This is a genomic window from Buchnera aphidicola (Taiwanaphis decaspermi) (assembly GCF_039405155.1).
Classification (GTDB): domain Bacteria; phylum Pseudomonadota; class Gammaproteobacteria; order Enterobacterales; family Enterobacteriaceae; genus Buchnera_M; species Buchnera_M aphidicola_B.
Window position 1 is genome coordinate 373179 of record NZ_CP135049.1, and the last position, 21377, is coordinate 394555.

The 21377-nt window shown below is 26.8% G+C and carries 33 protein-coding genes, 1 tRNA gene and 1 rRNA gene; 2 read left to right on the top strand and 33 right to left on the bottom strand.

Translation table 11 applies throughout. The annotated features are described in order from the left end of the window. Positions 1–35: 35 nt before the first annotated feature. The 4 genes from RJX39_RS01745 to RJX39_RS01760 form a co-directional block, all read right to left on the bottom strand. Positions 36–3002 (bottom strand): 23S ribosomal RNA (locus tag RJX39_RS01745). 62 nt (positions 3003–3064) lie between these two features. Then, positions 3065–3137, bottom strand: a tRNA-Glu gene (locus RJX39_RS01750). 97 nt (positions 3138–3234) lie between these two features. Continuing rightward, entirely contained in the window at positions 3235–4068 is an 834-nt protein-coding gene (gene aroE / locus RJX39_RS01755; protein WP_343192519.1) for a shikimate dehydrogenase, read from the bottom strand. Further along, complete coding sequence (locus RJX39_RS01760) at positions 4061–4636, bottom strand: Sua5/YciO/YrdC/YwlC family protein (protein ID WP_343192520.1); 576 nt, start codon at positions 4634–4636, stop codon at positions 4061–4063. The genes aroE and RJX39_RS01760 overlap by 8 nt, the downstream gene beginning before the upstream one ends. Positions 4637–4793: 157 nt before the next feature. Between RJX39_RS01760 and def the strand changes: the two genes are divergently transcribed. Continuing rightward, positions 4794–5294, top strand: a complete 501-nt coding sequence (gene def, locus RJX39_RS01765; RefSeq protein ID WP_343192817.1) for a peptide deformylase — start codon at positions 4794–4796, stop codon at positions 5292–5294. 5 nt (positions 5295–5299) lie between these two features. Further along, complete coding sequence (fmt, locus tag RJX39_RS01770) at positions 5300–6232, top strand: methionyl-tRNA formyltransferase (protein ID WP_343192521.1); 933 nt, start codon at positions 5300–5302, stop codon at positions 6230–6232. A 104-nt stretch (positions 6233–6336) separates the two neighbouring features. Here the strand turns inward: fmt and rplQ are convergent, their stop codons facing one another. The 29 genes from rplQ to tuf all read right to left on the bottom strand — a co-directional run bounded on the left by rplQ (position 6337) and on the right by tuf (position 21366). Then, positions 6337–6696 carry a 50S ribosomal protein L17 gene (gene rplQ, locus RJX39_RS01775; RefSeq protein ID WP_343192522.1) on the bottom strand — a complete coding sequence of 120 codons (360 nt, stop codon included), beginning with the start codon at positions 6694–6696 and terminating at the stop codon, positions 6337–6339. 31 nt (positions 6697–6727) lie between these two features. Beyond that, the gene (locus tag RJX39_RS01780) at positions 6728–7726 is read right to left on the bottom strand and encodes a DNA-directed RNA polymerase subunit alpha (RefSeq protein WP_343192523.1); all 999 of its coding nucleotides are present in this window, start codon (positions 7724–7726) and stop codon (positions 6728–6730) included. Positions 7727–7749: 23 nt separating this feature from the next. After that, a complete protein-coding gene (rpsD, locus tag RJX39_RS01785) occupies positions 7750–8370 on the bottom strand; it encodes a 30S ribosomal protein S4 (RefSeq protein WP_343192524.1) in 621 nt (206 codons plus the stop codon). Positions 8371–8393: 23 nt separating this feature from the next. After that, positions 8394–8783, bottom strand: a complete 390-nt coding sequence (gene rpsK / locus RJX39_RS01790; protein ID WP_343192525.1) for a 30S ribosomal protein S11 — start codon at positions 8781–8783, stop codon at positions 8394–8396. 15 nt (positions 8784–8798) lie between these two features. Continuing rightward, on the bottom strand, positions 8799–9158 hold the full coding sequence (rpsM, locus tag RJX39_RS01795) for a 30S ribosomal protein S13 (RefSeq protein WP_343192526.1): 360 nt from the start codon (positions 9156–9158) through the stop codon (positions 8799–8801). 52 nt (positions 9159–9210) lie between these two features. After that, positions 9211–9327, bottom strand: a complete 117-nt coding sequence (gene rpmJ, locus RJX39_RS01800; RefSeq protein ID WP_343192527.1) for a 50S ribosomal protein L36 — start codon at positions 9325–9327, stop codon at positions 9211–9213. 45 nt (positions 9328–9372) lie between these two features. Further along, positions 9373–10698: a preprotein translocase subunit SecY gene (secY, locus tag RJX39_RS01805; protein WP_343192528.1), complete on the bottom strand. Its 1326-nt coding sequence runs from the start codon at positions 10696–10698 to the stop codon at positions 9373–9375. 10 nt (positions 10699–10708) lie between these two features. Continuing rightward, the gene (rplO, locus tag RJX39_RS01810; RefSeq protein ID WP_343192529.1) at positions 10709–11146 is read right to left on the bottom strand and encodes a 50S ribosomal protein L15; all 438 of its coding nucleotides are present in this window, start codon (positions 11144–11146) and stop codon (positions 10709–10711) included. A gap of 1 nt (position 11147) precedes the next feature. After that, positions 11148–11330: a 50S ribosomal protein L30 gene (rpmD, locus tag RJX39_RS01815; RefSeq protein WP_343192530.1), complete on the bottom strand. Its 183-nt coding sequence runs from the start codon at positions 11328–11330 to the stop codon at positions 11148–11150. A gap of 1 nt (position 11331) precedes the next feature. Next, positions 11332–11835 carry a 30S ribosomal protein S5 gene (gene rpsE, locus RJX39_RS01820; protein WP_343192531.1) on the bottom strand — a complete coding sequence of 168 codons (504 nt, stop codon included), beginning with the start codon at positions 11833–11835 and terminating at the stop codon, positions 11332–11334. 15 nt (positions 11836–11850) lie between these two features. Further along, positions 11851–12216: a 50S ribosomal protein L18 gene (gene rplR, locus RJX39_RS01825; RefSeq protein WP_343192532.1), complete on the bottom strand. Its 366-nt coding sequence runs from the start codon at positions 12214–12216 to the stop codon at positions 11851–11853. 1 nt (position 12217) lies between these two features. Then, positions 12218–12754: a 50S ribosomal protein L6 gene (gene rplF / locus RJX39_RS01830; protein ID WP_343192818.1), complete on the bottom strand. Its 537-nt coding sequence runs from the start codon at positions 12752–12754 to the stop codon at positions 12218–12220. Positions 12755–12765: 11 nt separating this feature from the next. Beyond that, positions 12766–13158 (bottom strand): 30S ribosomal protein S8, encoded by a 393-nt coding sequence (rpsH, locus tag RJX39_RS01835; RefSeq protein WP_343192533.1) that lies wholly within the window; start codon positions 13156–13158, stop codon positions 12766–12768. A 43-nt stretch (positions 13159–13201) separates the two neighbouring features. After that, positions 13202–13507, bottom strand: a complete 306-nt coding sequence (gene rpsN, locus RJX39_RS01840) for a 30S ribosomal protein S14 (RefSeq protein ID WP_343192534.1) — start codon at positions 13505–13507, stop codon at positions 13202–13204. 13 nt (positions 13508–13520) lie between these two features. Next, on the bottom strand, positions 13521–14060 hold the full coding sequence (gene rplE / locus RJX39_RS01845; RefSeq protein ID WP_343192535.1) for a 50S ribosomal protein L5: 540 nt from the start codon (positions 14058–14060) through the stop codon (positions 13521–13523). Between the two features lie 20 nt (positions 14061–14080). Continuing rightward, positions 14081–14395, bottom strand: coding sequence for a 50S ribosomal protein L24 (gene rplX, locus RJX39_RS01850; RefSeq protein WP_343192536.1), 315 nt, complete (start codon positions 14393–14395; stop codon positions 14081–14083). A 20-nt stretch (positions 14396–14415) separates the two neighbouring features. Continuing rightward, positions 14416–14784, bottom strand: coding sequence for a 50S ribosomal protein L14 (gene rplN, locus RJX39_RS01855; RefSeq protein WP_343192537.1), 369 nt, complete (start codon positions 14782–14784; stop codon positions 14416–14418). Between the two features lie 140 nt (positions 14785–14924). Continuing rightward, positions 14925–15170 carry a 30S ribosomal protein S17 gene (rpsQ, locus tag RJX39_RS01860; protein ID WP_343192819.1) on the bottom strand — a complete coding sequence of 82 codons (246 nt, stop codon included), beginning with the start codon at positions 15168–15170 and terminating at the stop codon, positions 14925–14927. Between the two features lie 10 nt (positions 15171–15180). Beyond that, entirely contained in the window at positions 15181–15366 is a 186-nt protein-coding gene (gene rpmC / locus RJX39_RS01865) for a 50S ribosomal protein L29 (RefSeq protein WP_343192538.1), read from the bottom strand. Continuing rightward, the gene (rplP, locus tag RJX39_RS01870; protein WP_343192539.1) at positions 15347–15772 is read right to left on the bottom strand and encodes a 50S ribosomal protein L16; all 426 of its coding nucleotides are present in this window, start codon (positions 15770–15772) and stop codon (positions 15347–15349) included. The genes rpmC and rplP overlap by 20 nt, the downstream gene beginning before the upstream one ends. A gap of 2 nt (positions 15773–15774) precedes the next feature. Next, entirely contained in the window at positions 15775–16491 is a 717-nt protein-coding gene (gene rpsC, locus RJX39_RS01875; protein WP_343192540.1) for a 30S ribosomal protein S3, read from the bottom strand. 31 nt (positions 16492–16522) lie between these two features. Continuing rightward, positions 16523–16849 (bottom strand): 50S ribosomal protein L22, encoded by a 327-nt coding sequence (gene rplV, locus RJX39_RS01880; RefSeq protein WP_343192541.1) that lies wholly within the window; start codon positions 16847–16849, stop codon positions 16523–16525. A gap of 30 nt (positions 16850–16879) precedes the next feature. Then, on the bottom strand, positions 16880–17158 hold the full coding sequence (gene rpsS, locus RJX39_RS01885; RefSeq protein ID WP_343192542.1) for a 30S ribosomal protein S19: 279 nt from the start codon (positions 17156–17158) through the stop codon (positions 16880–16882). Between the two features lie 23 nt (positions 17159–17181). Beyond that, positions 17182–18003: a 50S ribosomal protein L2 gene (rplB, locus tag RJX39_RS01890; protein ID WP_343192543.1), complete on the bottom strand. Its 822-nt coding sequence runs from the start codon at positions 18001–18003 to the stop codon at positions 17182–17184. A gap of 26 nt (positions 18004–18029) precedes the next feature. After that, positions 18030–18332 (bottom strand): 50S ribosomal protein L23, encoded by a 303-nt coding sequence (locus tag RJX39_RS01895; protein WP_343192544.1) that lies wholly within the window; start codon positions 18330–18332, stop codon positions 18030–18032. After that, complete coding sequence (gene rplD, locus RJX39_RS01900; RefSeq protein ID WP_343192545.1) at positions 18329–18937, bottom strand: 50S ribosomal protein L4; 609 nt, start codon at positions 18935–18937, stop codon at positions 18329–18331. Before rplD ends, RJX39_RS01895 begins: the two co-directional genes overlap by 4 nt. Positions 18938–18948: 11 nt before the next feature. Further along, positions 18949–19584, bottom strand: a complete 636-nt coding sequence (gene rplC, locus RJX39_RS01905; RefSeq protein WP_343192546.1) for a 50S ribosomal protein L3 — start codon at positions 19582–19584, stop codon at positions 18949–18951. Between the two features lie 21 nt (positions 19585–19605). After that, positions 19606–19917, bottom strand: a complete 312-nt coding sequence (gene rpsJ, locus RJX39_RS01910; protein WP_343192547.1) for a 30S ribosomal protein S10 — start codon at positions 19915–19917, stop codon at positions 19606–19608. A 264-nt stretch (positions 19918–20181) separates the two neighbouring features. Further along, positions 20182–21366, bottom strand: a complete 1185-nt coding sequence (gene tuf, locus RJX39_RS01915; RefSeq protein WP_343192548.1) for an elongation factor Tu — start codon at positions 21364–21366, stop codon at positions 20182–20184. Positions 21367–21377: the final 11 nt, after the last annotated feature.

Genomic DNA, 21377 nt, shown 5'->3' on the forward strand with positions numbered 1-21377 from the left:
TAAATTTAATTAGATTAAAACATCTATGGTGTTATGAGGTTAAGCTCTCACGGATCATTAGTACTAATTAGCTTAACATATTACTATGCTTACACATTTAGCCTATCAAAGTTGTAGTCTACAACAATCCTTCAGTAAAGATATATAAATACACTTTATGGGACAATTAATCTTGGGGCAAGTTTCGTGCTTAGATGCTTTCAGCTCTTATCTTTTCCGCATGTAGCTACCGGGCAATGCCATTGGCATGACAACCCGAACACCAGTGATGCGTCCACTTCGGTCCTCTCGTACTAGAAGTAGCCCCCCTCAATTTTCCTACGCCCACGACAGATAGGGACCGAACTGTCTCACGACGTTCTAAACCCAGCTCGCGTACCACTTTAAATGGCGAACAGCCATACCCTTGGGACCTGCTTCAGCCCCAGGATGTGATGAGCCGACATCGAGGTGCCAAACACCGCCGTCGATATGAACTCTTGGGCGGTATTAGCCTGTTATCCCCGGAGTACCTTTTATCTGTTGAGCGATGGCCTTTCCATGCAGAACCACCGGATCACTAAGACCTGCTTTCGCATCTGCTCGCATTATCATGCTCGCAGTTAAACTGGCTTATATCTTTACACTAACCTTACGATTTCTGACCGTAATTAGCCAATCTTTGTGCTCCTCCGTTACTCTTTAGGAGGAGACCGCCCCAGTCAAACTACCCACCAGACATTGTCTCTGTCTCAGATAATGAGACTAGGTTAGAATATTAAATTTTCAAGGGTGGTATTTCAAGGTTGACTCTATATAAACTAGCGTCTATATTTCTCAGTCTCCCACCTATCCTACACATCAAAATTTAATATTCAATGTCAAGTTATAGTAAAGGTTCACGGGGTCTTTCCGTCTTGTCGCGGGTACACTGCATCTTCACAGCGATTTCAATTTCACTGAGTCTCGGATGGAGACAGCCTGGCCATCATTACGCCATTCGTGCAGGTCGGAACTTACCCGACAAGGAATTTCGCTACCTTAGGACCGTTATAGTTACGGCCGCCGTTTACCGGGGCTTCAGTCTAGAGCTTTAGATATTTTACATCTTAACTCCTTCAATTAACCTTCCGGCACCGGGCAGGCGTCACACCGTATACTTCCACTTTCGTGTTTGCACAGTGCTGTGTTTTTAATAAACAGTTGCAGCCAGCTGGTATCTGCGACTGGTTTCAGCTTAAAAGAGTATATCTTTTTCACTTACTCACCAGCGTGCCTTCTCCCGAAGTTACGGCACTATTTTGCCTAGTTCCTTCATCCGAGTTCTCTCAAGCGCCTTAGTATTCTCTACCTAACTACCTGTGTCGGTTTGTGGTACGATTTACAATTACCTGATGCTTAGAGGATTTTCTTGGAAACATGGTATAGGTTACTTCATCAAATAAATGACTCGTGTTAACGTCTCAATATAAAGATAATAGGATTTGCCTAATTATCATATCTACTCGCTTAAACCAAGATAACCGTCACTTGGATAACTTAACCTTTTTCGTCCCCCCTTCGCAGTAATTTTAAGCACAGGAATATTAACCTGTTGTCCATCGACTACGCTTTTCAGCCTCGCCTTAGGGGTCGGCTTACCCTGCCTCGATTAACGTTGGACAGGAAACCTTAGTTTTTCGGCGAGCAGGTTTTTCACCTGCTTTATCGTTACTTATGTCAGCATTCGCACTTCTGATACCTCCAAAAAACCTTACAGTTTATCTTCTCAGGCTTACAGAACGCTCCCCTACCCAACTTTTTTTAAAAGTTGTCGCAGCTTCGGTGTATAATTTAGCCCCGTTAAATCTTCCGCGCAAGACGACTCGACCAGTGAGCTATTACGCTTTCTTTAAATGATGGCTGCTTCTAAGCCAACATCCTGGTTGTTTGTGCCTTCTCACATCGTTTCCCACTTAATTATAACTTTGGGACCTTAGCTGGCGATCTGGGTTGTTTCCCTTTCCACAACGAACGTTAGCACCCGCTGTGTGTCTCCCGTGATAACATTCTACGGTATTCGGAGTTTGCATTGGATTGGTAGATCTGGAAGATCCCCTAACCAAAACAGTGCTCTACCCCCGTAGATGAATTCACGAGGCGCTACCTAAATAGCTTTCGGGGAGAACCAGCTATCTCCCGGTTTGATTGGTCTTTCACCCCTAGCCATAGGTCATCCGCTGATTTTTCAACATCAGTCGGTTCGGTCCTCCAGTTAGTTTTACCTAACCTTCAACCTGCCCGTGGCTAGCTCACCGGGTTTCGGGTCTGTATTTTGAAACTATAATAATAAAAAATCGCCCATTTAAGACTCGGTTTCCCTTCGGCTTCCTTATTAACAGTTAACCTCGCTACAAAATACAAGTCGCTGACCCATTATACAAAAGGTACGCAGTCACTTTATAAAAATAGTTTTTAAAAAATAAAAACATTAAAGCTCCTACTGCTTGTACGTATACGGTTTCAGGTTCTATTTCACTCCCCTAACCGGGGTTCTTTTCGCCTTTCCCTTACGGTACTAGTTCACTATCGGTCAGTCAAGAGTATTTAGCCTTAGAGGATGGTCCCCCTATCTTCAAACAGGATTTCACGTGTCCCGTTTTACTTTTCGAGCCCCCAAAATATTTGTTTTTGTGTACGGGACTATCACCCTGTATCGTTTATTTTTTCCAAAATACTTCTACTAACAAACAATTTGTTTATAGCTTCTGGGCTTTTCCCTTTTCGCTCGCCACTACTTAGGGAATCTCATTTTGATTTCTTTTCCTCGAGGTACTTAGATGTTTCAGTTCTCCCGGTTTGCTTTGCTATTTTATTTATTGGAATAGCAATGACACATTTTTTATTTGTGTCGGGTTTCCCCATTCGGATACTGCCGACTATTGCGCTTCAAATCAGCTTATCGACAATTTTCGCAGATTAGCACGTCCTTCTTCGCCTTTGACTACCAAGGCATTCACCGTATACGCTTATTTTGCTTAACCTCATAACCCATAGATGTCTTTTGATCTAATTGATTATTTTTTCCATTTTGTTAAAGAACTTCTGTCCCTTAGGGGATTTGAACCCCTGTTGCCGCCGTGAAAGGGCAGTGTCCTGGTCCTCTAGACGAAAGGGACTTTTTTTTTTAAAAAATTTTGAAAGTTTTATTAATTTACTTTATTTTTATATGTTTGTCAAATAAAAATTAACGATGAATAAATAATATTAAATAAATTAATTTATATTTTTTTTTAAATAATCAATTACTGGTAAAACATTTGGTTTTAATTTGTTCCATAAATAAAATGATTCTGCTGCTTGATATACTAACATGCCTATACCATCTGATAAATTATTAGCACCATTTTTTGCACACATTTTTAAAAAAGGAGTATGTTCTTTTTGATAAAACATATCATAACAAAATGTTGATTTACGAATAATATGTTTGTAAGGTATTTTAGGATATTTTTTGTATAAACCACAAGAAGTAGAATTTATTATCAAATTAAATTTAATGTTTATTAAATCTGTATAATTTATTATTTTTATTTTGTTAAAATTATTAAAATCTGATAAAAGTTTTTGAGAATTTATTAAAGTTCTATTAAATATGTAAACATTAGATTCGTAAGATAATAAATGTAAAACTACACCTCTTGCTGCTCCTCCGGCACCTAAAAGTAAAATGTTGTTATTGCTTTTTATAAATTTTAAACGCTTTAAATCTTTTAATAATCCTACTCCATCAGTATTATCTCCTAATATTTTGTTATTTTTTTTTTTTTTTAAAGTATTAATAGATTTTACCAATGATGATATTTTTGTCAATTTATCAGCACAAATTAATGTTTTTTGCTTAAAAGGTGTTGTCACATTAGCACCATTGCCACCATTAATAAAGAAGTTATTTATTAATGAAATAACATTATTAATGTTTGCATGAATTTTTAAATATTCTATTTTTATATTAAATTGTTCAGAAAACAATTTATGTATAATTGGAGATTTACTATGTTCTATAGGATCTCCAAATATTGCAAATTTTTTTATGTTATTTTTAATCATTACGAATCACTTCTCCTGTAATAATATTTAAAATTCTAGAAGTTTTTTTTTCTTTACCCAAATTACCTTTTAAAATAGGAATTTTTTTTCCAAATTGATCATGTATATCTTTTATACTACAACACGATTTCATTCCACTAATATTAACACTTGTTGAAATAATAGGTTTTTTAAAAAAATTACAAATATCATTTAAAATAGGTAGATAATTTATAAATCTTACAGCTACAAAAGATGATCCACCAGTAATCAGTATATTTATATCATGTTTAGCAGGAAGTAATAAAGTTGTTGGTCTATTATAAAATTTAAATATTTTTTTGTACATACTGGGTTTAGATAAAAAATTAAAATTAACATATGGTATTAATTTTATGTAATTATTTGTCAATAATATTAACCCTTTTTTTTTACTTCTTTTTTTAATCTTTATTATTTTTTTAATTGCTTTTGAACTATCAGGGTTACATCCGAAACCAAAAACAGACTCAGTAGGATAAATTATAATTTTATTTCTTTTTAAGATATTAATAGCTTTAAATAAAGAAATCATATTGTTTTTTTTCATAATTATAACACCTAACTAATAACATTCTATAATAAATAAAAATATATTTTTATATAAAAAATATTTCTTTTCTTTTAAATTTATAGTATAAAAAACTATCAATTTGCATAAAAAAGTTTATAATAAAAAAAATAATAAAAAATCATCTATTAAATTAATGACTATTTATAAAATATTACATTATCCAGATAAACGTTTGAGAAAATTGTCAGAACCAGTAATATATATAAATGATAACATAAAAAAAATAACTAATGATATGTTTGATACGATGTATAAAAATAACGGTATAGGTTTAGCAGCACCTCAAATAAACATACATTTACAAATCATTGTTATTAATACAAAAAAAAAAATGATATTAATAAATCCAAAATTAATATCAAAAAAAGGTTGTATTGAATTTAAAGAAGGTTGTTTATCTATACCTAATGAAATTGCTAACATTAAAAGATCAAAAAACATAATCGTAGAATCGATGGATATAGATGGAAAATTAAAAAAAATAAAAGCAACAGGAATTTTATCTGTTTGTATACAACATGAAATAGATCATTTAAAAGGAAAATTATTTATAGACCATCTATCTTTAATGAAAAAAGAAAGATTAATTAAAAAAATAAAAAAAAAAATAAAATTAAAAAACATAAAGAAATAAAAAAATTGAAAAAAAAAAAAATAATATTCGCAGGAACATCTATATTTGCTTATTATCATTTAAAAACGATAATAAAAAAAAAATATCAAGTAGTAGCAATACTAACAAAAGAAAAAAACAATAAAAAAAACATAAATAAACATTCAATTGTAAATTTAGCTAAAAAAAATAAAATTAAATTAATAAATTCAAAATTTAACAAAAAAAATATAACAAAAATTATAAAACAAAAAGCTCATATTATGATATTAGCTTCTTTTGGGATTATTATACCAAAAAAAATAATAGATATATTTCCTATGGGGTGCATTAATATACATCCTTCATTATTACCTAGATGGAGAGGTCCTTCACCTATACAAAGATGTATTATTGAAGGAGATAAAATAACTGGTGTAAGTATTATTAAAATAAATAAAAAAATAGATAAAGGTGAAATTTTAAATATAAAAACTTGTAAAATAAAAATAAATGATAATTACGAAACATTAATGTTTAAATTAATTAAAATTGGATGTTATTTAATAATAAAAACAGTTAAAAACATATTTAATAAAATTATCTCAACAAAAAAAAATATAAAAAAATATGAAAGCACTTATGCAAGAAAAATAAAAAAAATAGATACATTATTAGATTGGTCCTTAGAATGTAAAATTCTTGAAAGAATGGTTCGCGCTTTTTATCCACATCCAATTAGCTATTTTATTTTTAAAAAAAAAATATTTAAAGTATGGAAGGCAAATTGTTTGTTAAAAAAACACAAAAATAACTATGGTGAAATAATTGATATAAATAAAAAAAATATAATAGTAGCTACTTTAAAAGGTTTTTTTATTATAAAAATTATACAAATAGAAGGAGGCAAACCAATGAAAATTAATAATTTTATAAATGGAAGAAAAAATATATTTAAAATAGGATATATACTAAAATAAATTATTTTTTTTTAATGGCTAATTTTGAGGAACATATTTGCTCCTCAAATAAGTTTTAATATAAAGTAAGATATTATTTAAAATAACAAAAATTCTAAATATAATTACTTAATATCCATTAATTTTAAATAAGCCATAGGTGCATTATCACCTTTTCTAAAACCACATTTAACAATTTTAATATATCCACCCATTCGTGATGTAAAACGTGGTCCTATGTTATCAAATAACTTATAAACAATCATATTGTTTCTTAACATAGAAAAAATAATGCGTTTATTAGATATATTATTTATTTTTGATTTAGTAATAATAGGTTCACAAACTCTTTTAAGTTCCTTTGCTTTTGCAACTGTAGTTTTAATACTTTCATTTTTAATTAATGAACATATCATGTTTTTTAACATTGATTTTAAATGAGAACTTTTCCTATTTAATTTACGTCCAATTTTTTTATGATTCATATTATTAATTACCTTATATAAAGAAATTATTTTATTTATCAGTAATATCAGATGGAGGCCAATCTTCTATTTTCATACCTAAAGATAAATTTTTTGATGCTAAAATGTCTTTTATTTCAGTTAAAGATTTTTTTCCTAAATTAGGTGTTCTTAACAACTCAACTTCACTACGTTGTACTAAATCTCCTATATAATGAATTGTTTCTGCTTTCAAACAATTTGCAGAACGTACAGTAAGTTCCAAATCATCAACAGGTCTTAATAAAATTGGATTAAATTTTGGTTTTTTTTCTTTAATTTCAGGTTGATCAAGATCTTTTAAGTAAATAAAAGATTCTAATTGTTCTGATAAAATAGTAGCAGCTCTTCTTATAGCTTCTTCTGGATCTATAGTGCCATTAGTTTCTACATCTACTATTAATTTATCTAGATCTGTTCTTTGTTTTACTCTAGCTGATTTTACATTATATATTACACGTTCAATTGGACTATAACTTGCATCTAATAGTAATTTTCCTATATTATTGTTGTTATTTTCATTATTGAAAGGATTTTTTCTAGAAGCAGCTGAAACATATCCTCTACCTTTTTGTATTCTAATCCTCATATTTATTGATGTTATATCATTAGTTAAATTACAAATAATATAATTTTTATTAATAATCTCAACATCGGAATTATGTTGAATATCAGAAGCTCTTACTGGCCCTATTCCTGATTTATTTAGAATTACATAAACATCATCTTTACCATGTAATTTTACAGCCAATCCTTTTAAATTTAACATTATGTCTAAAACATCTTCTTTAATACCTTTTTTAATACTATATTCATGTAAAACATTATCTATTTCTATTTCAGTAACAGCACATCCAGGCATGGAAGAAATTAAAATTCTTCTTAGCGCATTACCTAATGTATGACCAAAACCTCTTTCTAAAGGTTCTAGAATAACTTGAGAATGGTTTTTGTTTATTTGTTTAATATTTACTAATTTAGGTTTTAAAATTTTTTTTGAAGAATAATACATTAATTCTCCTGTATAATAAATATTTATTTTGAATATAATTCTACAATTAAATGTTCATTTATTTCAGATGATAAATCAGATCTTGTAGGAATATATTTAAATTTTCCTTTCATTTTTAATTTATCAAATTCTATCCATTCAGAAATTTCTCTATTATTAGATAACTCTAAAGAAGCTTTTATTCTTGATTGTTTTCTAGATTTTTCGTGAACTGATATAATATCACCTGGGGATAGTTGATAAGATGGTATATTTACTATTTTTTTATTAACTAATATAGATTTGTGATTTACTAACTGTCTAGATTCTAATCTCGTAGATCCTATCCCCATTCTATAAACCACATTATCTAGTCTTTGTTCTAAAATTTGTAATAAATTTTCTCCAGTATTACCTTTAGATTTTGCAGCTTTTTTATAATAATTTCTAAATTGTTTTTCTAAAATACCGTATAACCTACGTACTTTTTGCTTTTCTCTTAATTGACTACCATAATCGGATAATCTAGGTTTACGGGATCCATGTTGACCAGGAAGCTGATCAATTTTGCATTTTGATTCTATTGATCTTAATCCAGATTTAAAAAATAAATCAGTTTTTTCTCGACGACATAATTTTAACTTTGGTCCAATGTATTTTGCCATATTTTTCTCTATTATACTTAAAATTATACTCTTCTTTTTTTAGGTGAACGACATCCATTATGAGGAATTGGTGTAACGTCAGTTATATTTGTTATTTTAAAACCAGATGCATTTAATGCCCTTATAGTTGATTCTCTACCGGGACCAGGCCCCCTTACCATGATTTCTAAATTTTTCATACCATATTCTTTAACATTTTCCGCACATTTTTCAGCAGCTATTTGAGCAGCAAATGGAGTAGATTTTCTTGAACCTCTAAAACCTGAACCTCCGGAAGTCGCCCAACCTAAAACATTTCCTTGACGATCTGTTATAGTTACAATGGTATTATTGAAAGAAGCATGTATATGAGCAATACCATCAATAATTTGTTTTCTGTTCTTTTTTTTTGTTCTTTTTATTAGTTTAGACATATATTAACCTTTATTTTATTTTCTTATCGGTTTTCTAGGACCTTTTCTTGTACGAGCATTAGTTTTAGTTCTTTGACCTCTTACAGGTAATTTTTTTTTATGACGTATACCTCTATAACATTTAAGATCTATTAATCTTTTAATTTTTAATGTAACATCCCTTCTTAAATCACCTTCTACTATAAATTTAGATATTTCTAACCTTATTTTTTCTAATTGTTCTATAGATAGTTCTTTAATTTTAATATTTTCAGGTATTTTAGTTAAATAACATATTTTTTTAGCTCTAGATTTTCCTATACCATATATTGAAGTCAAAGCAATTACAGTATGTTTATTATCTTCTATGTTTATTCCAGCAATTCTTACAGACATTATATTCTCCATGTATTTTAAAGATAATTTTTAATTTAAAATAAATTATATATTAACCTTGTCTTTGATTATGTTTTTTATCTATACTACATATTACTCTTACAACATTTTTTCTTTTTACTATTTTGCAACCACGACATAATTTTTTTACTGATGTACGAACCTTCATTTTTTGTATTTCTCTTATATATTTATTTCAATAAATTTTTATTTATTAAAATTTTTTTAAATTCAAACTAGATTTTTTTATTAATGAGTTATATTTTGTAGATATCATTAAAGTTTGTATTTGGCTTAAAAAATCTATTATTACAACAACAACTATTAATAAAGAAGTACCACCAAAATAAAATGGAACATCCATAATGTTTCTCATAAAATCTGGTAATAAACAAATAACAGCAATATATATTGATCCAATGATATTAATTTTAGACATAATATTGCTAATATAATTAGCAGTTTTTTCTCCTGGTCTAATACCTAATAAAAAAGCTCCTGATTTTTTTAAATTATTAGCAGTTTCTCTAGGATCAAATACTAGATTAGAATAAAAAAAACAAAAGAAAATTATAGATAATGTGTATAAAAATACATATAAAGGTTGACCTGGTTTAAAATAATTCAATACAAAGACAAAAAAATTGTTTTGAAATTTTATATTAAACCATGAAGAAATTGTAGATGGAAATAATAATAAACTAGAAGCAAATATTGCAGGCATAACTCCAGACATATTAATTTTTAAAGGTATATGACTAGTTTGCGAGATGTTTTTATAAATCATATTTTGTCTTCTTGAATAATATATAATTATTTTTCTATAAGATCTTTCTATAAAAACCACTAAAAAAGTAACAATAAAAACAAAAAAAAACATTATTATAAATATATAAATATTCATTTTACTAGTTTGAAATTTATATATAGTTTTCAATATTGCAGATGGAAAACCTGATATTATACCTATAAAAATAATAAAAGATGTTCCATTTCCTATACCTTTAGAAGTTATTAAATCACCCATCCACATTAAAAATAAAGTTCCAGTAATTAGACTAATTACTGACACAAAATAAAAATGAAAATCAGAATTTATAATTAAACCATTCATACCATGCAAGTTAGGTAGTCCTATAGAAAAACCTATAGCTTGTATAATCGACAAAAACAAAGTTGCATATTTAGTATATCTTTTTATTTTAATTCTTCCAAGTTCACCTTCTTTTTTTAATCCTATAAAATAAGAATTAATGAAAGTTAACAATTGTATAATAATTGAAGCTGAAATGTAAGGAGTAATTCCTAAAGCTAAAATAGATGCTCTATTTAAAGATCCTCCTGAAAAAATATTTAACATATCAATCATAGTGTTTTGATGTTTATTCAAAACGTTTGAAAAAATATCAGTATTAATACCTGGTATAGGTATAAAAGATGCTATTCTAAATATAACTAATGCAAAAAAAACAAAAAAAATTCTTTTTTTTAGTTCATAAAATTTTTTATTGTAAAAATTTAATCCTAATTTCTTAATCATTGTTTACCACTTATTTTTCAATAGTACCACCAGCATATTCTATAGCAAGGCGAGCACCTTTAGTAACTTTTAATTTACGTATAGTTATTTTTGAATTGAATTTTTTTGTATTCATTATTATTTTAACATTTTTTATATTTGTAGAAATTAAGTTATTTTTTTTTAAAAATTTTAAATCTATTATTTTATTATTAAATTTTTTTAAATCATTTAATTTTACTTCTTGATTTTTTTTAGATTTTAATGAATTAAAACCAAATTTAGGTATTCTTCTGTATAAAGGTGTTTGTCCACCTTCAAACCCTCTACGAACATTTTTACCAGAACGAGATCTATCTCCTTTATGTCCTCTTCCACAAGTTTTACCTAAACCAGAACCAATACCTCTTCCGACACGTTTTTTTTTTTTTTTGGATTTTTTTGATAATGATAATGTGTTTAAATACATTTTATTTATCCTTTATTTTTAACATATATGAAACTGATCTAATCATACCACGGATAGAAGGAGTGTTTTCTAATTTCACAGTTTTACCTATACCTTTTAATCCCAAACTTAATATTGTAGATTTATGTTTAGGTAATCTTCCTATGATACTTTTAGTTTGAGTTATTACAATTTTTTTTTTCATATTATTTATTGTACATTATATTAATGGATTTATTTCTTTTTAATGATATAAATTTAGGAGATTTGTTATTTTTTAATCCATTTATTGTAGCTCGTACCACATTAATTGGATTAGTAGAACCATAAGTTTTAGCTAAAATGTTATGAATACCAGCAACTTCTAAAACAGCTCTCATAGCTCCTCCAGCAATAATACCTGTTCCATCTAAAGCAGGTTTCATAAATATTTTAGATCCTGTATGTGAACCTTTTACTTCATGATATAATGTTTTTTTGTTTAAAAAAACAAAAATCATATTACGTCTAGCTTTCTCCATAGCTTTTTGTATAGCAGATGGCACTTCTCTTGCTTTTCCATAACCATATCCAACTTTTCCTAAACCATCACCTACTACAGTTAAAGCTGTGAAAGAAAATATCCTTCCCCCTTTAACAGTTTTAGAAACTCTATTTACAGATATTAACTTTTCTTTTAAATCAGTATATTTATTTTCGTTATTAATCATATATTTACCTAATTATTAAAAATTTAAACCATATTTACGAGCAGAATCTGCTAATGCTTTAACTCTTCCATGATATTTAAAACCTGATCTATCAAATGATATTTTTTTTATATTTTTTTTTAAAGATCGTTCAGCTATTATTTTGCCAACAATATAAGCTGCAGAAATATTACCAGTATATTTTAAATTATTGTTGATATATTTTTCTAAAGTAGAAGCAGATACTAATACTTTATTAGGATTGTGCATTATTATTTGAGCATATATATGTCTAGAACTACGATGAACTACTAACCTAATATTTTTTGAGTTTTTTATTTTATTTCTATATTTAACGCATCTTTTCAAACGAGATATTTTTTTATTTTTAAATGTTTTCATATTATTTCTTTTTAGCCTCTTTAAGATTTATTTTTTCATTATAATATCTTACGCCTTTACCTTTATAAGGTTCAGGTAATCTATAAAACCTTAAGTTAGCTGCTGTTTGTCCTATTAATTGTTTATCAAATCCTTTTAACTTTATATCTGTTGCAGAAGTTATTTCAGCAGAAACACCTTCAGGTAATTTATATATAATATTATGAGAAAGTCCTAAAGATATATTCATAACATTTTTATTTGTAATTGATGCTTTATAACCAACACCAACTAATTTTAATTTTTTTGTAAAACCATTAGTTAATCCAACAATCATAGAATTAACAATAGAACGTGATGTGCCTGCTTGTTTCCAAGCTTCTTTGCATTTTTCTGAAACATCAAATGTAAGAATATTAGATTTTTTAAATATTTTTACTAATCTGTGAATTGTTAATTTCATTTTCCCATTAACATTTTTAACTAATATTTCATTGCTATTTAAGTTAACAAAAACATTTTTAGGAATTATAATAGGCGATTTAGCAACACGAGACATTTTTTCTCCAATTAAGAAACGTAACAAATTATTTCGCCACCAACTTTTAATTTACGAGCTAATTTATCTGTTAATATACCTTTTGATGTAGATATTATAACAATTCCTAACCCATTTAGTACTTTAGGAATATCGTTATATTTTTTGTAAACTCTTAAACTAGGTTTACTAATTCGTGTTATCTTATCAATAACACCTTTTCCTTGATAATATTTTAAAAACACTTTAATTTTTTTTTTTTGAAATCCTATAACTTTATAATATTTAATATATCCTTCTTTTTGTAATAATTTTAAAATCATTTGCTTTATTTTCGAAAAATAAAATAATACAAAAATCTTATTAGCGAATTGACCATTACGTATACACGTAATCATATCAGATACTGGATCTTGTAAACTCATATATAACCTCATAAATATAATTTTTGTGACACATTAATAATCTTTACCAGCTGGATTTTTTTAAACCTGGTATTTCACCTCTCATTGCAGCTTCTCTAAATTTGATACGACTCATACCAAACTTTCTTAAAAAAGCATGAGGTCTTCCAGTCTTAAAACATCTATTTCTTTGACGAGATCTACTTGAATCTCTAGGTAAACTTTGAAGTTTTAATACAGCCTTCCATCTTTCTTTTTGTTTAATTTTCATATTAGATATAATATTTTTAAGTTTTTTTCTTTTCTCAAAAAACTTTAATGCTAATTTTTTCCTTTTTTTTTCTCTTTCTTTCATAGATTGCTTAGCCATAAATTACCTTTATTTATTTACGAAATGGGAAATTGAATAATGATAATAAATCATAACCTTCTTGATTAGATAAAGCTGTAGTTGTTATTGAAATATCTAATCCTCTTATTTTATCTATTTTTTCATAATTAATTTCAGGGAAAATGATTTGTTCTTTTATACCAATATTATAATTACCTTTACCGTCAAATGATTTTCTAGAAAAACCACGGAAATCTCTAATACGAGGTATAGCAATATTTATTAATTTATCTAAAAAATCCCATTGTCTTTTTTTTCTTAAAGTTACTTTACATCCAATAGGATAATTTTTACGTATTTTAAAACCAGCTATAGATTTTCTAGACTTAGTTATTAATGGTTTTTGACCTGAAATAAGAGATAAATCATTATTTGCTTTTTCTAACTTTTTTTTGTCTAAAGCTCCAACACCTAAACCAATATTTATTGTAATTTTTATTATTTTAGGTACTTGCATAACAGATGTATATTTTCTCTTAATCATCATTTTTTTTATAACTGTAGATTTAAAATACTTATATAATCTAGACATTATAAACACTCCTAATTTAATTATTGCAATATTTCACCATTAGATTTTAAAAAACGTATTTTTTTATTATTTTCAAATTTAAAACCTATACGATCAGCTTTATTTGTTATTTTATTTAAAATAGCAACATTAGAAATGTTAATTGGTAACTCTTTTTTTAAAATACAACCTTTTTGATTTTTAGAAGGTATCGGTTTTTGATGTTTTTTAACTATATTTATTCCTTCAACTAAAATTTTATTATTATTCAAAATTTTAATTACTTTTCCTTTTTTACCTTTATCTTTACCAGTTAAAACTATAACTTGATCGTGCTTTCTAATTTTTAAAGACATTTCATTCACCTGTATTAGTACTATAATACTTCTGGGGCTAAAGATACAATACGCATAAATTTATCTATTCTTAATTCTCTAGTTACAGGGCCAAAAATACGAGTTCCTATGGGTTGTTCATTATTATTTAATAAAACACATGCATTGGTATCAAAACGTATTAATGATCCATCATTTCTTTTTACTCCTTTTTTACTTCTTACTATGACAGCTTTTAAAACATCTCCTTTTTTTACTTTACTTCTAGGTATTGCTTCTTTAACAGCAATTTTAATTATATCTCCAATATATGCATATCTACGACGAGAGCCACCTAATACTTTGATACACATTGCACTTCTAGCTCCAGAATTATCAGCAATATTTAATATAGTTTGTTCTTGTATCATATTTTTAACTCAATTTTTAATTTAATTAATGAAAATTATTATAACATTACTTAATATGTAACGATATAAAAACAAACAGCTAATAGATCTGTTTGTTTTATATTATAAAATGATAATATATAACATAATTAATAACTATTTTATCTTTTCAATATTTTAACTAATTTCCATGATTTTTTTTTGGACATCGGACGACATTCGCAAATTTCTACAATATCACCTTTTAAACATTCATTTTTCTCGTCATGAATATGTAATTTAGTAGTTTTTTTTATAAATTTACTATATATAGGATGTTTGATAAATCTAGATATAGCAACTACTGATGTTTTATGCATTTTATTACTAATTATTTTACCTTTTAAAGTTTTTTTTTTAATCATTATGTATAAACACCTAATTATTTTTATGCAAAAAAGTTTTTAATCTAGCAATTTTTCGACGAACTGTTTTTAATAAATGAGTTTTTTCTAATTTTCTAGCATTGTGTTGAATTTTTAAATTAAATTTTTCTCTTAATAATTTTTTCAATTTTGTATTAATAAGTTCATAATTTTTATCATTAATTTTGTTTTTTTTCATATTTTCTAACTACAAATAAAGTTCTAATAGGTAATTTAGATGAAGCTTTTTTAAAAGCTTCACGAGATGACATTTCTGATATACCATCTATTTCATATAAAATTTTTCCAGGTTGTATTAAAGAAACCCAATATTCAACATTTCCTTTACCTTTACCCATACGTACTTCTAAAGGTTTTTGTGTAATAGGTTTGTCAGGAAATATTCTTATCCATATTTTACCTTGACGTTTAATAAATCTAGATATAACTCTACGAGCAGATTCGATTTGACGAGAAGTTAATCTTCCTCTATCTATAGCTTTTAAACCAAAAGATCCAAAAATTACTTTAGTACCGACAGAAGCTAAACCACGGTTACGTCCTTTATGCATTTTTCTAAATTTAGTTTTTTTTGGTTGTAACATAATTAATATTCTCTTAATTTTCTATTATTTCTTTGATATCTTTTGGAATGTATGAAAGGTTTTTCTAAATTATTAATTACCGAAGACATACCATCCAATATTTCACCTTTAAATATCCATACTTTTACTCCAATTATTCCATAAGTAGTTTTTGCTTTTGAAGTACTATATTCTATATTAGCTCTTAAAGTATGTAAAGGAACTCTACCTTCCCTATACCATTCATTACGTGCTATTTCAGATCCTCCCAATCTTCCACTTACTTCCACTTTTATTCCCAAAGCTCCATGTCTCATAGCATTTTGCACAGCTCTTTTCATAGCTCTTCTAAACATTATTCTACGTTCTAATTGTGATTTGATATTATCTGAAACTAATTTTGCGTCTAATTCTGGTTTTCTTATTTCAAAAATATTTATTTGAGTTGTTACACCAGTGATTTTAGATACAGATAATCTTAATTTTTCTACATCTTCTCCTTTTTTACCTATTACAATACCAGGTCTAGAAGTATATATAGTAACTCTTATACTTTTTGATGGTCTTTCAATAACAATTCTTGATACAGAAGCTTTAGATAATTTTTTTTTTAAAAAATTTCTTACTTTAAAATCACTGTTTAAATAGTTTGCAAAATTTTTAGTATTTGCAAACCAAATAGAATCCCATGATTTAATAATACCTATTCTCATACCATGTGGATGTACTTTTTGACCCATTAATAATATTCTCCATATATAATTTTTACTACTATGAAACAACTACAGTTATATGACTAGTACGTTTTAAAATTCTATCAGCTCTGCCTTTAGAGCGAGGCATGGTTCTTTTCATAGAAGGTCCTTCATTAACAAATATTTTAGAAATTTTTAATGTATCTATATCCATTCCATTATTATGTTCAGCATTAGCTATTGCTGATTCTAATACTTTTTTAATTAATACAGCTGATTTCTTATTGGAATTGTTTAAAATTTTTAAAGCATCTTCTATTTTTTTACCTCTTATTATATTAGCTAATAAACGTATTTTTTGAGCAGAAGATTTTGCCCTTATGTATGTTGCTATAGATTCCATATAATTTTTTAAACCTTATTATTTTTTATTTTATTTTTTATTAACCTTTTTATCAATTGAATGACTTCTATATGTTCTGGTAATAGCAAATTCTCCCAATTTATGACCAACCATTTCATCAGTGATAAATATAGGTATATGATGTTTACCATTATGAACAGATATTGTTAACCCAATCATATTAGGGATAATAGTAGATCTTCGAGACCAAGTTTTTATAGGTTTTCTATCTTTTGTTTTTAAAGCTTTAGTTATTTTTTTTAATAAGCTAAGATCTATATAAGGACCTTTTTTAAGAGATCTAGGCATATTTTTTCTCCAAAAATAAATAATTAATGTTTACGATGACGTATAATAAATTTTTCTGTTCTTTTATTTTTACGTGTTTTTTTACCCTTAGTTTTCAAACCCCAAGGAGATACTGGATGTTTACCAAAGTTTCTACCTTCACCACCACCATGAGGATGATCAATTGGATTCATAGCTGTACCTCTTACTGTAGGTCTAATCCCTCTCCATCTTGAAGCTCCAGCCTTTCCTAATACAATCAACATATGTTTAGCATTTCCTATTTCACCAATAGTTGCTCTGCAAGAAGATGCTATTTTTCTTATTTCTCCTGATCTCAATCTTAATGTTACATATTTTTTTTCATTAGAAATTATTTGTACATAACTACCTGCTGATCGAGCTATTTGACCTCCTTTTCCTGGTTTTATTTCTATATTATGAACTGTTGTTCCCACAGGTATTTTTTTCATAGGTAAAGCATTACCAATTTTTATTGGAACATTATTACCTGATATAATTTTATCTCCAATTTTTATATCTTTAGGTGCTAAAATATAATTTCTTAATCCATTCTTATATAATATTAAAGCAATATTTGCCGAACGATTTGGGTCATATTCTATTCTTTCTACAATAGCATTGACATTATCTATGTTTCTTTTAAAATCAATAATTCTATATAGTCTTTTATGTCTTTTACCAATATGACGAGTAGTTATACGACCTTTGTTATTTCTACCGCCAGTTTTATTGTTTCTTTTAACTAAAGATGAAAATGGTGGACCTTTATATAATTTTTTATTTGATAATTTTATTACATGTCTACGTCCAGGAGAAGTAGGCTTGCATTTTATAATCGTCATAATTTATATTATATTCCTAATATTAATTAATTTGTAATATTCATAAAATCTTTGTTTTGATTTTTTGATAAAGTAATATAAGCTTTTTTCCATTTACTATACTTTGTACGTTTATTTTTGTTATTTGTTAATTTTTTTTTAACAATTAAAGTATTTATTTTTATAACATTTACATTAAATATTTTTTTAATAGATTTTTTTATTTGATCTTTCGTACATTTTCTTTTAACTTTTATTGTCAAAACATTAGACTTTTTCATAATAATTGATGATTTTTCTGAAATATGAGATCCAAATAATATATCAAAAGATTTTTCTTTATTAATCATGATAATTTATCCTCAATTTTTTTTAACGCATTTGTAGTAATAACTACTTTTTTAAACTTTATCAGATTAACTGGGTTAATACAAAAAACAGATACAACATCAATATTATATAAATTTCTAGCAGCTAAAAGTAAATTATTATCTAGAAATTCTGTTATAATTAAAGCATTATTAATATTAAAAAAACTTAATTTTTTAATTAAAATTTTTGTTTTTGGATAATTAATTGTAAATTTATTAAAAATTATTAACCTATTTTTACGCACTAATTCAGAAAAAATTATCTTTAATGTTTTTTTATACATTTTTTTATTTATTTTTCTTACATAGTTTTTATTTCTAGCAGCAAAAGTTACTCCTCCTGAACGCCATATAGGGCTTTGAAAAGAACCAGCTCTAGCTTTACCAGTTCCTTTTTGCCTCCAAGGTTTTTTACCTGAACCTTTTACTTCACTTCTATTTTTTTGAGATTTAGTTCCTTGACGACCAGAATTGATATATGTTGTGATAACTTGGTGTATTAAAGAACTATTAAAATTGCAACCAAAAACATATTTAGATAACTTAATATTTTTATTAGTTAAATCTAATAATTTTAATTCCATAAATTATATTCCTATATATTTTTGACAGATTGTCTAATAATAACATTATTACCACAAAATCCAGGTATTGAACCTTTAATAATAATAAGTTCTTTTTTTATATTTATTTTTACAATCTTAAGATTTTGTATAGTTACTTTATGATTTCCTAGATGACCAGACATTTTTTTTCCTTTAAAAACTCTTCCTGGAGTTTGATTTTGACCTATAGAACCAGGAGCTCGATGAGATAAAGAATTACCATGGCTAGCATCTTGCATACTAAAATTCCATCTTTTTACAGTTCCAGCAAAACCTTTACCTTTCGAAATTCCTGTAATATCTACTTTGTTAATATCATTAAATATATCAACACCTATATTTTGACCTTCATAAAATTTTGTATTATCTAAGTTTTTAAACTCCCATAATCCTATACCAGGTGTAACTCCGTGTTTTTTATAATGACCAATAATAGATTTATTAATCTTTTTGTTTTTCTTGATACTACTAGTTGTAATTTGAATAGTATTACAAACATTTTGTGGAGTATTTTTTACTTGAACTACTCTATTTTTAAATATTTGTATTACAGTAACAGGAATAGAAATTCCTTTTTTATTAAAAATACGTGTCATTCCTATTTTTTTACCAACTAAACCAATCATGTTAAAAACCCTTTTAGCAATTTAACCTAAACTAATTTGTACATCTACACCAGCTGCTAAATCTAACCGCATTAATGCATCTACTGTTTTTTCTGTAGGTTTTACAATATCTATAATACGTTTATGAGTACGTATTTCATATTGATCTCTAGCATCTTTGTTAACGTGTGGAGAAATTAATATTGTAAATTTTTCTGTTTTTGTTGGTAACGGAATTGGACCTCTAACTTGAGCTCCAGTTCTTTTAGCTGTATCTACTATTTCAGTAGTTGACTGATCAATTAAACGATGGTCAAAAGCTTTAAGATTAATTCTAATCCTTTGGTTCTGCATATCCCAGAACTCCAATTATGTAAAATGAAAAAAATTCATTAAAAAATAAAATCAAAATTGATTAATTTTCAATAAAAATAGTTTTATTAACATGTTAAAAAATAAAAAAATAAAATAATTAATTATTTAGTTAATATATATATATTATTAAATATATTTAAACGAAATTAAATTAAATATATTAAAAAAAAATACATATTAAAATTTTACAAAATAGCACTTTTATAGTGCTATTTAATAAGATAATTTTAATATAAAAAATAATTAATTAATTACTTTAGTTACTATACCAGCTCCAACGGTACGACCACCTTCTCTAATAGCAAATCTCAATCCATTTGACATAGCTATAGGATGAATTAAATTTACTGTCATTTTAATATTATCACCAGGCATAACCATTTCAACGTTTTCTGGTAACTCTATAGAACCAGTAACATCTGTAGTACGAAAATAAAATTGAGGTTTATATCCTTTAAAAAAAGGAGTATGTCTACCACCTTCTTCTTTAGATAATACATATACTTCAGCATCAAATTTTAAATGAGGATTAATAGTTCCTGGTTTTGATAATACTTGACCTCTTTCTATATCCTCTCTTTTAATACCTCTTAATAAAATACCTACGTTTTCACCAGCTCTACCTTCATCTAATAATTTTCTAAACATTTCAACACCAGTACAAGTAGTTTTTGTTGTTTTTTTAATACCAACAATTTCTACTTCTTCACCTAATTTAATTACTCCACTTTCTACACGACCAGTTACAACCGTACCTCTACCAGAGATAGAAAATACATCTTCTATAGGTAATAAAAAAGGTTGATCAATAGCTCTTACAGGTGTAGGAATATATTTATCTAAACAATTTGATAAATCAATAATTTTTGATTCCCAAGATGCTTCATTATCTAAAGCTTTTAAAGCTGAACCTCTTATTATAGGAGTTTTATCTCCTGGAAAATCATATTGTGTTAATAAATCTCTGACTTCCATTTCAACTAATTCTAATAACTCTTCATCATCAACCATATCACATTTATTTAAAAAAACAATTATATATGGAACTCCTACTTGCCTAGCTAATAAAATATGCTCTCTTGTTTGAGGCATAGGACCATCTGTAGCTGCTACAACTAAAATAGCACCATCCATTTGAGCAGCTCCTGTTATCATATTTTTGATATAATCAGCATGACCAGGACAATCAACGTGAGCATAATGTCTAGATAGAGTATCATATTCAACATGAGATGTATTAATAGTGATACCCCTTTCTTTTTCTTCTGGAGCATTATCTATTTGATCGAAAGCAAAAGCTGAACCACCATATTTTTTAGAAAGAACCGTTGTAATAGCAGATGTTAAAGTAGTTTTACCATGATCAACATGTCCTATAGTACCAACATTAATATGAGGTTTTAAACGTTCAAATTTTTTTTTAGACATAAATTATTTCC

Excerpts from the sequence above, each read along its gene's own strand:
- aroE (WP_343192519.1), bottom strand. The coding sequence starts at position 4,068 with ATGATTAAAAATAACATAAAAAAATTTGCAATATTTGGAGATCCTATA.
- RJX39_RS01760 (WP_343192520.1), bottom strand. The coding sequence starts at position 4,636 with ATGAAAAAAAACAATATGATTTCTTTATTTAAAGCTATTAATATCTTA.
- def (WP_343192817.1), top strand. The coding sequence starts at position 4,794 with ATGACTATTTATAAAATATTACATTATCCAGATAAACGTTTGAGAAAA.
- rplQ (WP_343192522.1), bottom strand. The coding sequence starts at position 6,696 with ATGAATCATAAAAAAATTGGACGTAAATTAAATAGGAAAAGTTCTCAT.
- RJX39_RS01780 (WP_343192523.1), bottom strand. The coding sequence starts at position 7,726 with ATGTATTATTCTTCAAAAAAAATTTTAAAACCTAAATTAGTAAATATT.
- rpsD (WP_343192524.1), bottom strand. The coding sequence starts at position 8,370 with ATGGCAAAATACATTGGACCAAAGTTAAAATTATGTCGTCGAGAAAAA.
- rpsK (WP_343192525.1), bottom strand. The coding sequence starts at position 8,783 with ATGTCTAAACTAATAAAAAGAACAAAAAAAAAGAACAGAAAACAAATT.
- rpsM (WP_343192526.1), bottom strand. The coding sequence starts at position 9,158 with ATGTCTGTAAGAATTGCTGGAATAAACATAGAAGATAATAAACATACT.
- rpmJ (WP_343192527.1), bottom strand. The coding sequence starts at position 9,327 with ATGAAGGTTCGTACATCAGTAAAAAAATTATGTCGTGGTTGCAAAATA.
- secY (WP_343192528.1), bottom strand. The coding sequence starts at position 10,698 with ATGATTAAGAAATTAGGATTAAATTTTTACAATAAAAAATTTTATGAA.
- rplO (WP_343192529.1), bottom strand. The coding sequence starts at position 11,146 with ATGTATTTAAACACATTATCATTATCAAAAAAATCCAAAAAAAAAAAA.
- rpmD (WP_343192530.1), bottom strand. The coding sequence starts at position 11,330 with ATGAAAAAAAAAATTGTAATAACTCAAACTAAAAGTATCATAGGAAGA.
- rpsE (WP_343192531.1), bottom strand. The coding sequence starts at position 11,835 with ATGATTAATAACGAAAATAAATATACTGATTTAAAAGAAAAGTTAATA.
- rplR (WP_343192532.1), bottom strand. The coding sequence starts at position 12,216 with ATGAAAACATTTAAAAATAAAAAAATATCTCGTTTGAAAAGATGCGTT.
- rplF (WP_343192818.1), bottom strand. The coding sequence starts at position 12,754 with ATGTCTCGTGTTGCTAAATCGCCTATTATAATTCCTAAAAATGTTTTT.
- rpsH (WP_343192533.1), bottom strand. The coding sequence starts at position 13,158 with ATGAGTTTACAAGATCCAGTATCTGATATGATTACGTGTATACGTAAT.
- rpsN (WP_343192534.1), bottom strand. The coding sequence starts at position 13,507 with ATGGCTAAGCAATCTATGAAAGAAAGAGAAAAAAAAAGGAAAAAATTA.
- rplE (WP_343192535.1), bottom strand. The coding sequence starts at position 14,060 with ATGTCTAGATTATATAAGTATTTTAAATCTACAGTTATAAAAAAAATG.
- rplX (WP_343192536.1), bottom strand. The coding sequence starts at position 14,395 with ATGTCTTTAAAAATTAGAAAGCACGATCAAGTTATAGTTTTAACTGGT.
- rplN (WP_343192537.1), bottom strand. The coding sequence starts at position 14,784 with ATGATACAAGAACAAACTATATTAAATATTGCTGATAATTCTGGAGCT.
- rpmC (WP_343192538.1), bottom strand. The coding sequence starts at position 15,366 with ATGAAAAAAAACAAAATTAATGATAAAAATTATGAACTTATTAATACA.
- rplP (WP_343192539.1), bottom strand. The coding sequence starts at position 15,772 with ATGTTACAACCAAAAAAAACTAAATTTAGAAAAATGCATAAAGGACGT.
- rpsC (WP_343192540.1), bottom strand. The coding sequence starts at position 16,491 with ATGGGTCAAAAAGTACATCCACATGGTATGAGAATAGGTATTATTAAA.
- rplV (WP_343192541.1), bottom strand. The coding sequence starts at position 16,849 with ATGGAATCTATAGCAACATACATAAGGGCAAAATCTTCTGCTCAAAAA.
- rpsS (WP_343192542.1), bottom strand. The coding sequence starts at position 17,158 with ATGCCTAGATCTCTTAAAAAAGGTCCTTATATAGATCTTAGCTTATTA.
- rplB (WP_343192543.1), bottom strand. The coding sequence starts at position 18,003 with ATGACGATTATAAAATGCAAGCCTACTTCTCCTGGACGTAGACATGTA.
- RJX39_RS01895 (WP_343192544.1), bottom strand. The coding sequence starts at position 18,332 with ATGATTAATAAAGAAAAATCTTTTGATATATTATTTGGATCTCATATT.
- rplD (WP_343192545.1), bottom strand. The coding sequence starts at position 18,937 with ATGGAATTAAAATTATTAGATTTAACTAATAAAAATATTAAGTTATCT.
- rplC (WP_343192546.1), bottom strand. The coding sequence starts at position 19,584 with ATGATTGGTTTAGTTGGTAAAAAAATAGGAATGACACGTATTTTTAAT.
- rpsJ (WP_343192547.1), bottom strand. The coding sequence starts at position 19,917 with ATGCAGAACCAAAGGATTAGAATTAATCTTAAAGCTTTTGACCATCGT.
- tuf (WP_343192548.1), bottom strand. The coding sequence starts at position 21,366 with ATGTCTAAAAAAAAATTTGAACGTTTAAAACCTCATATTAATGTTGGT.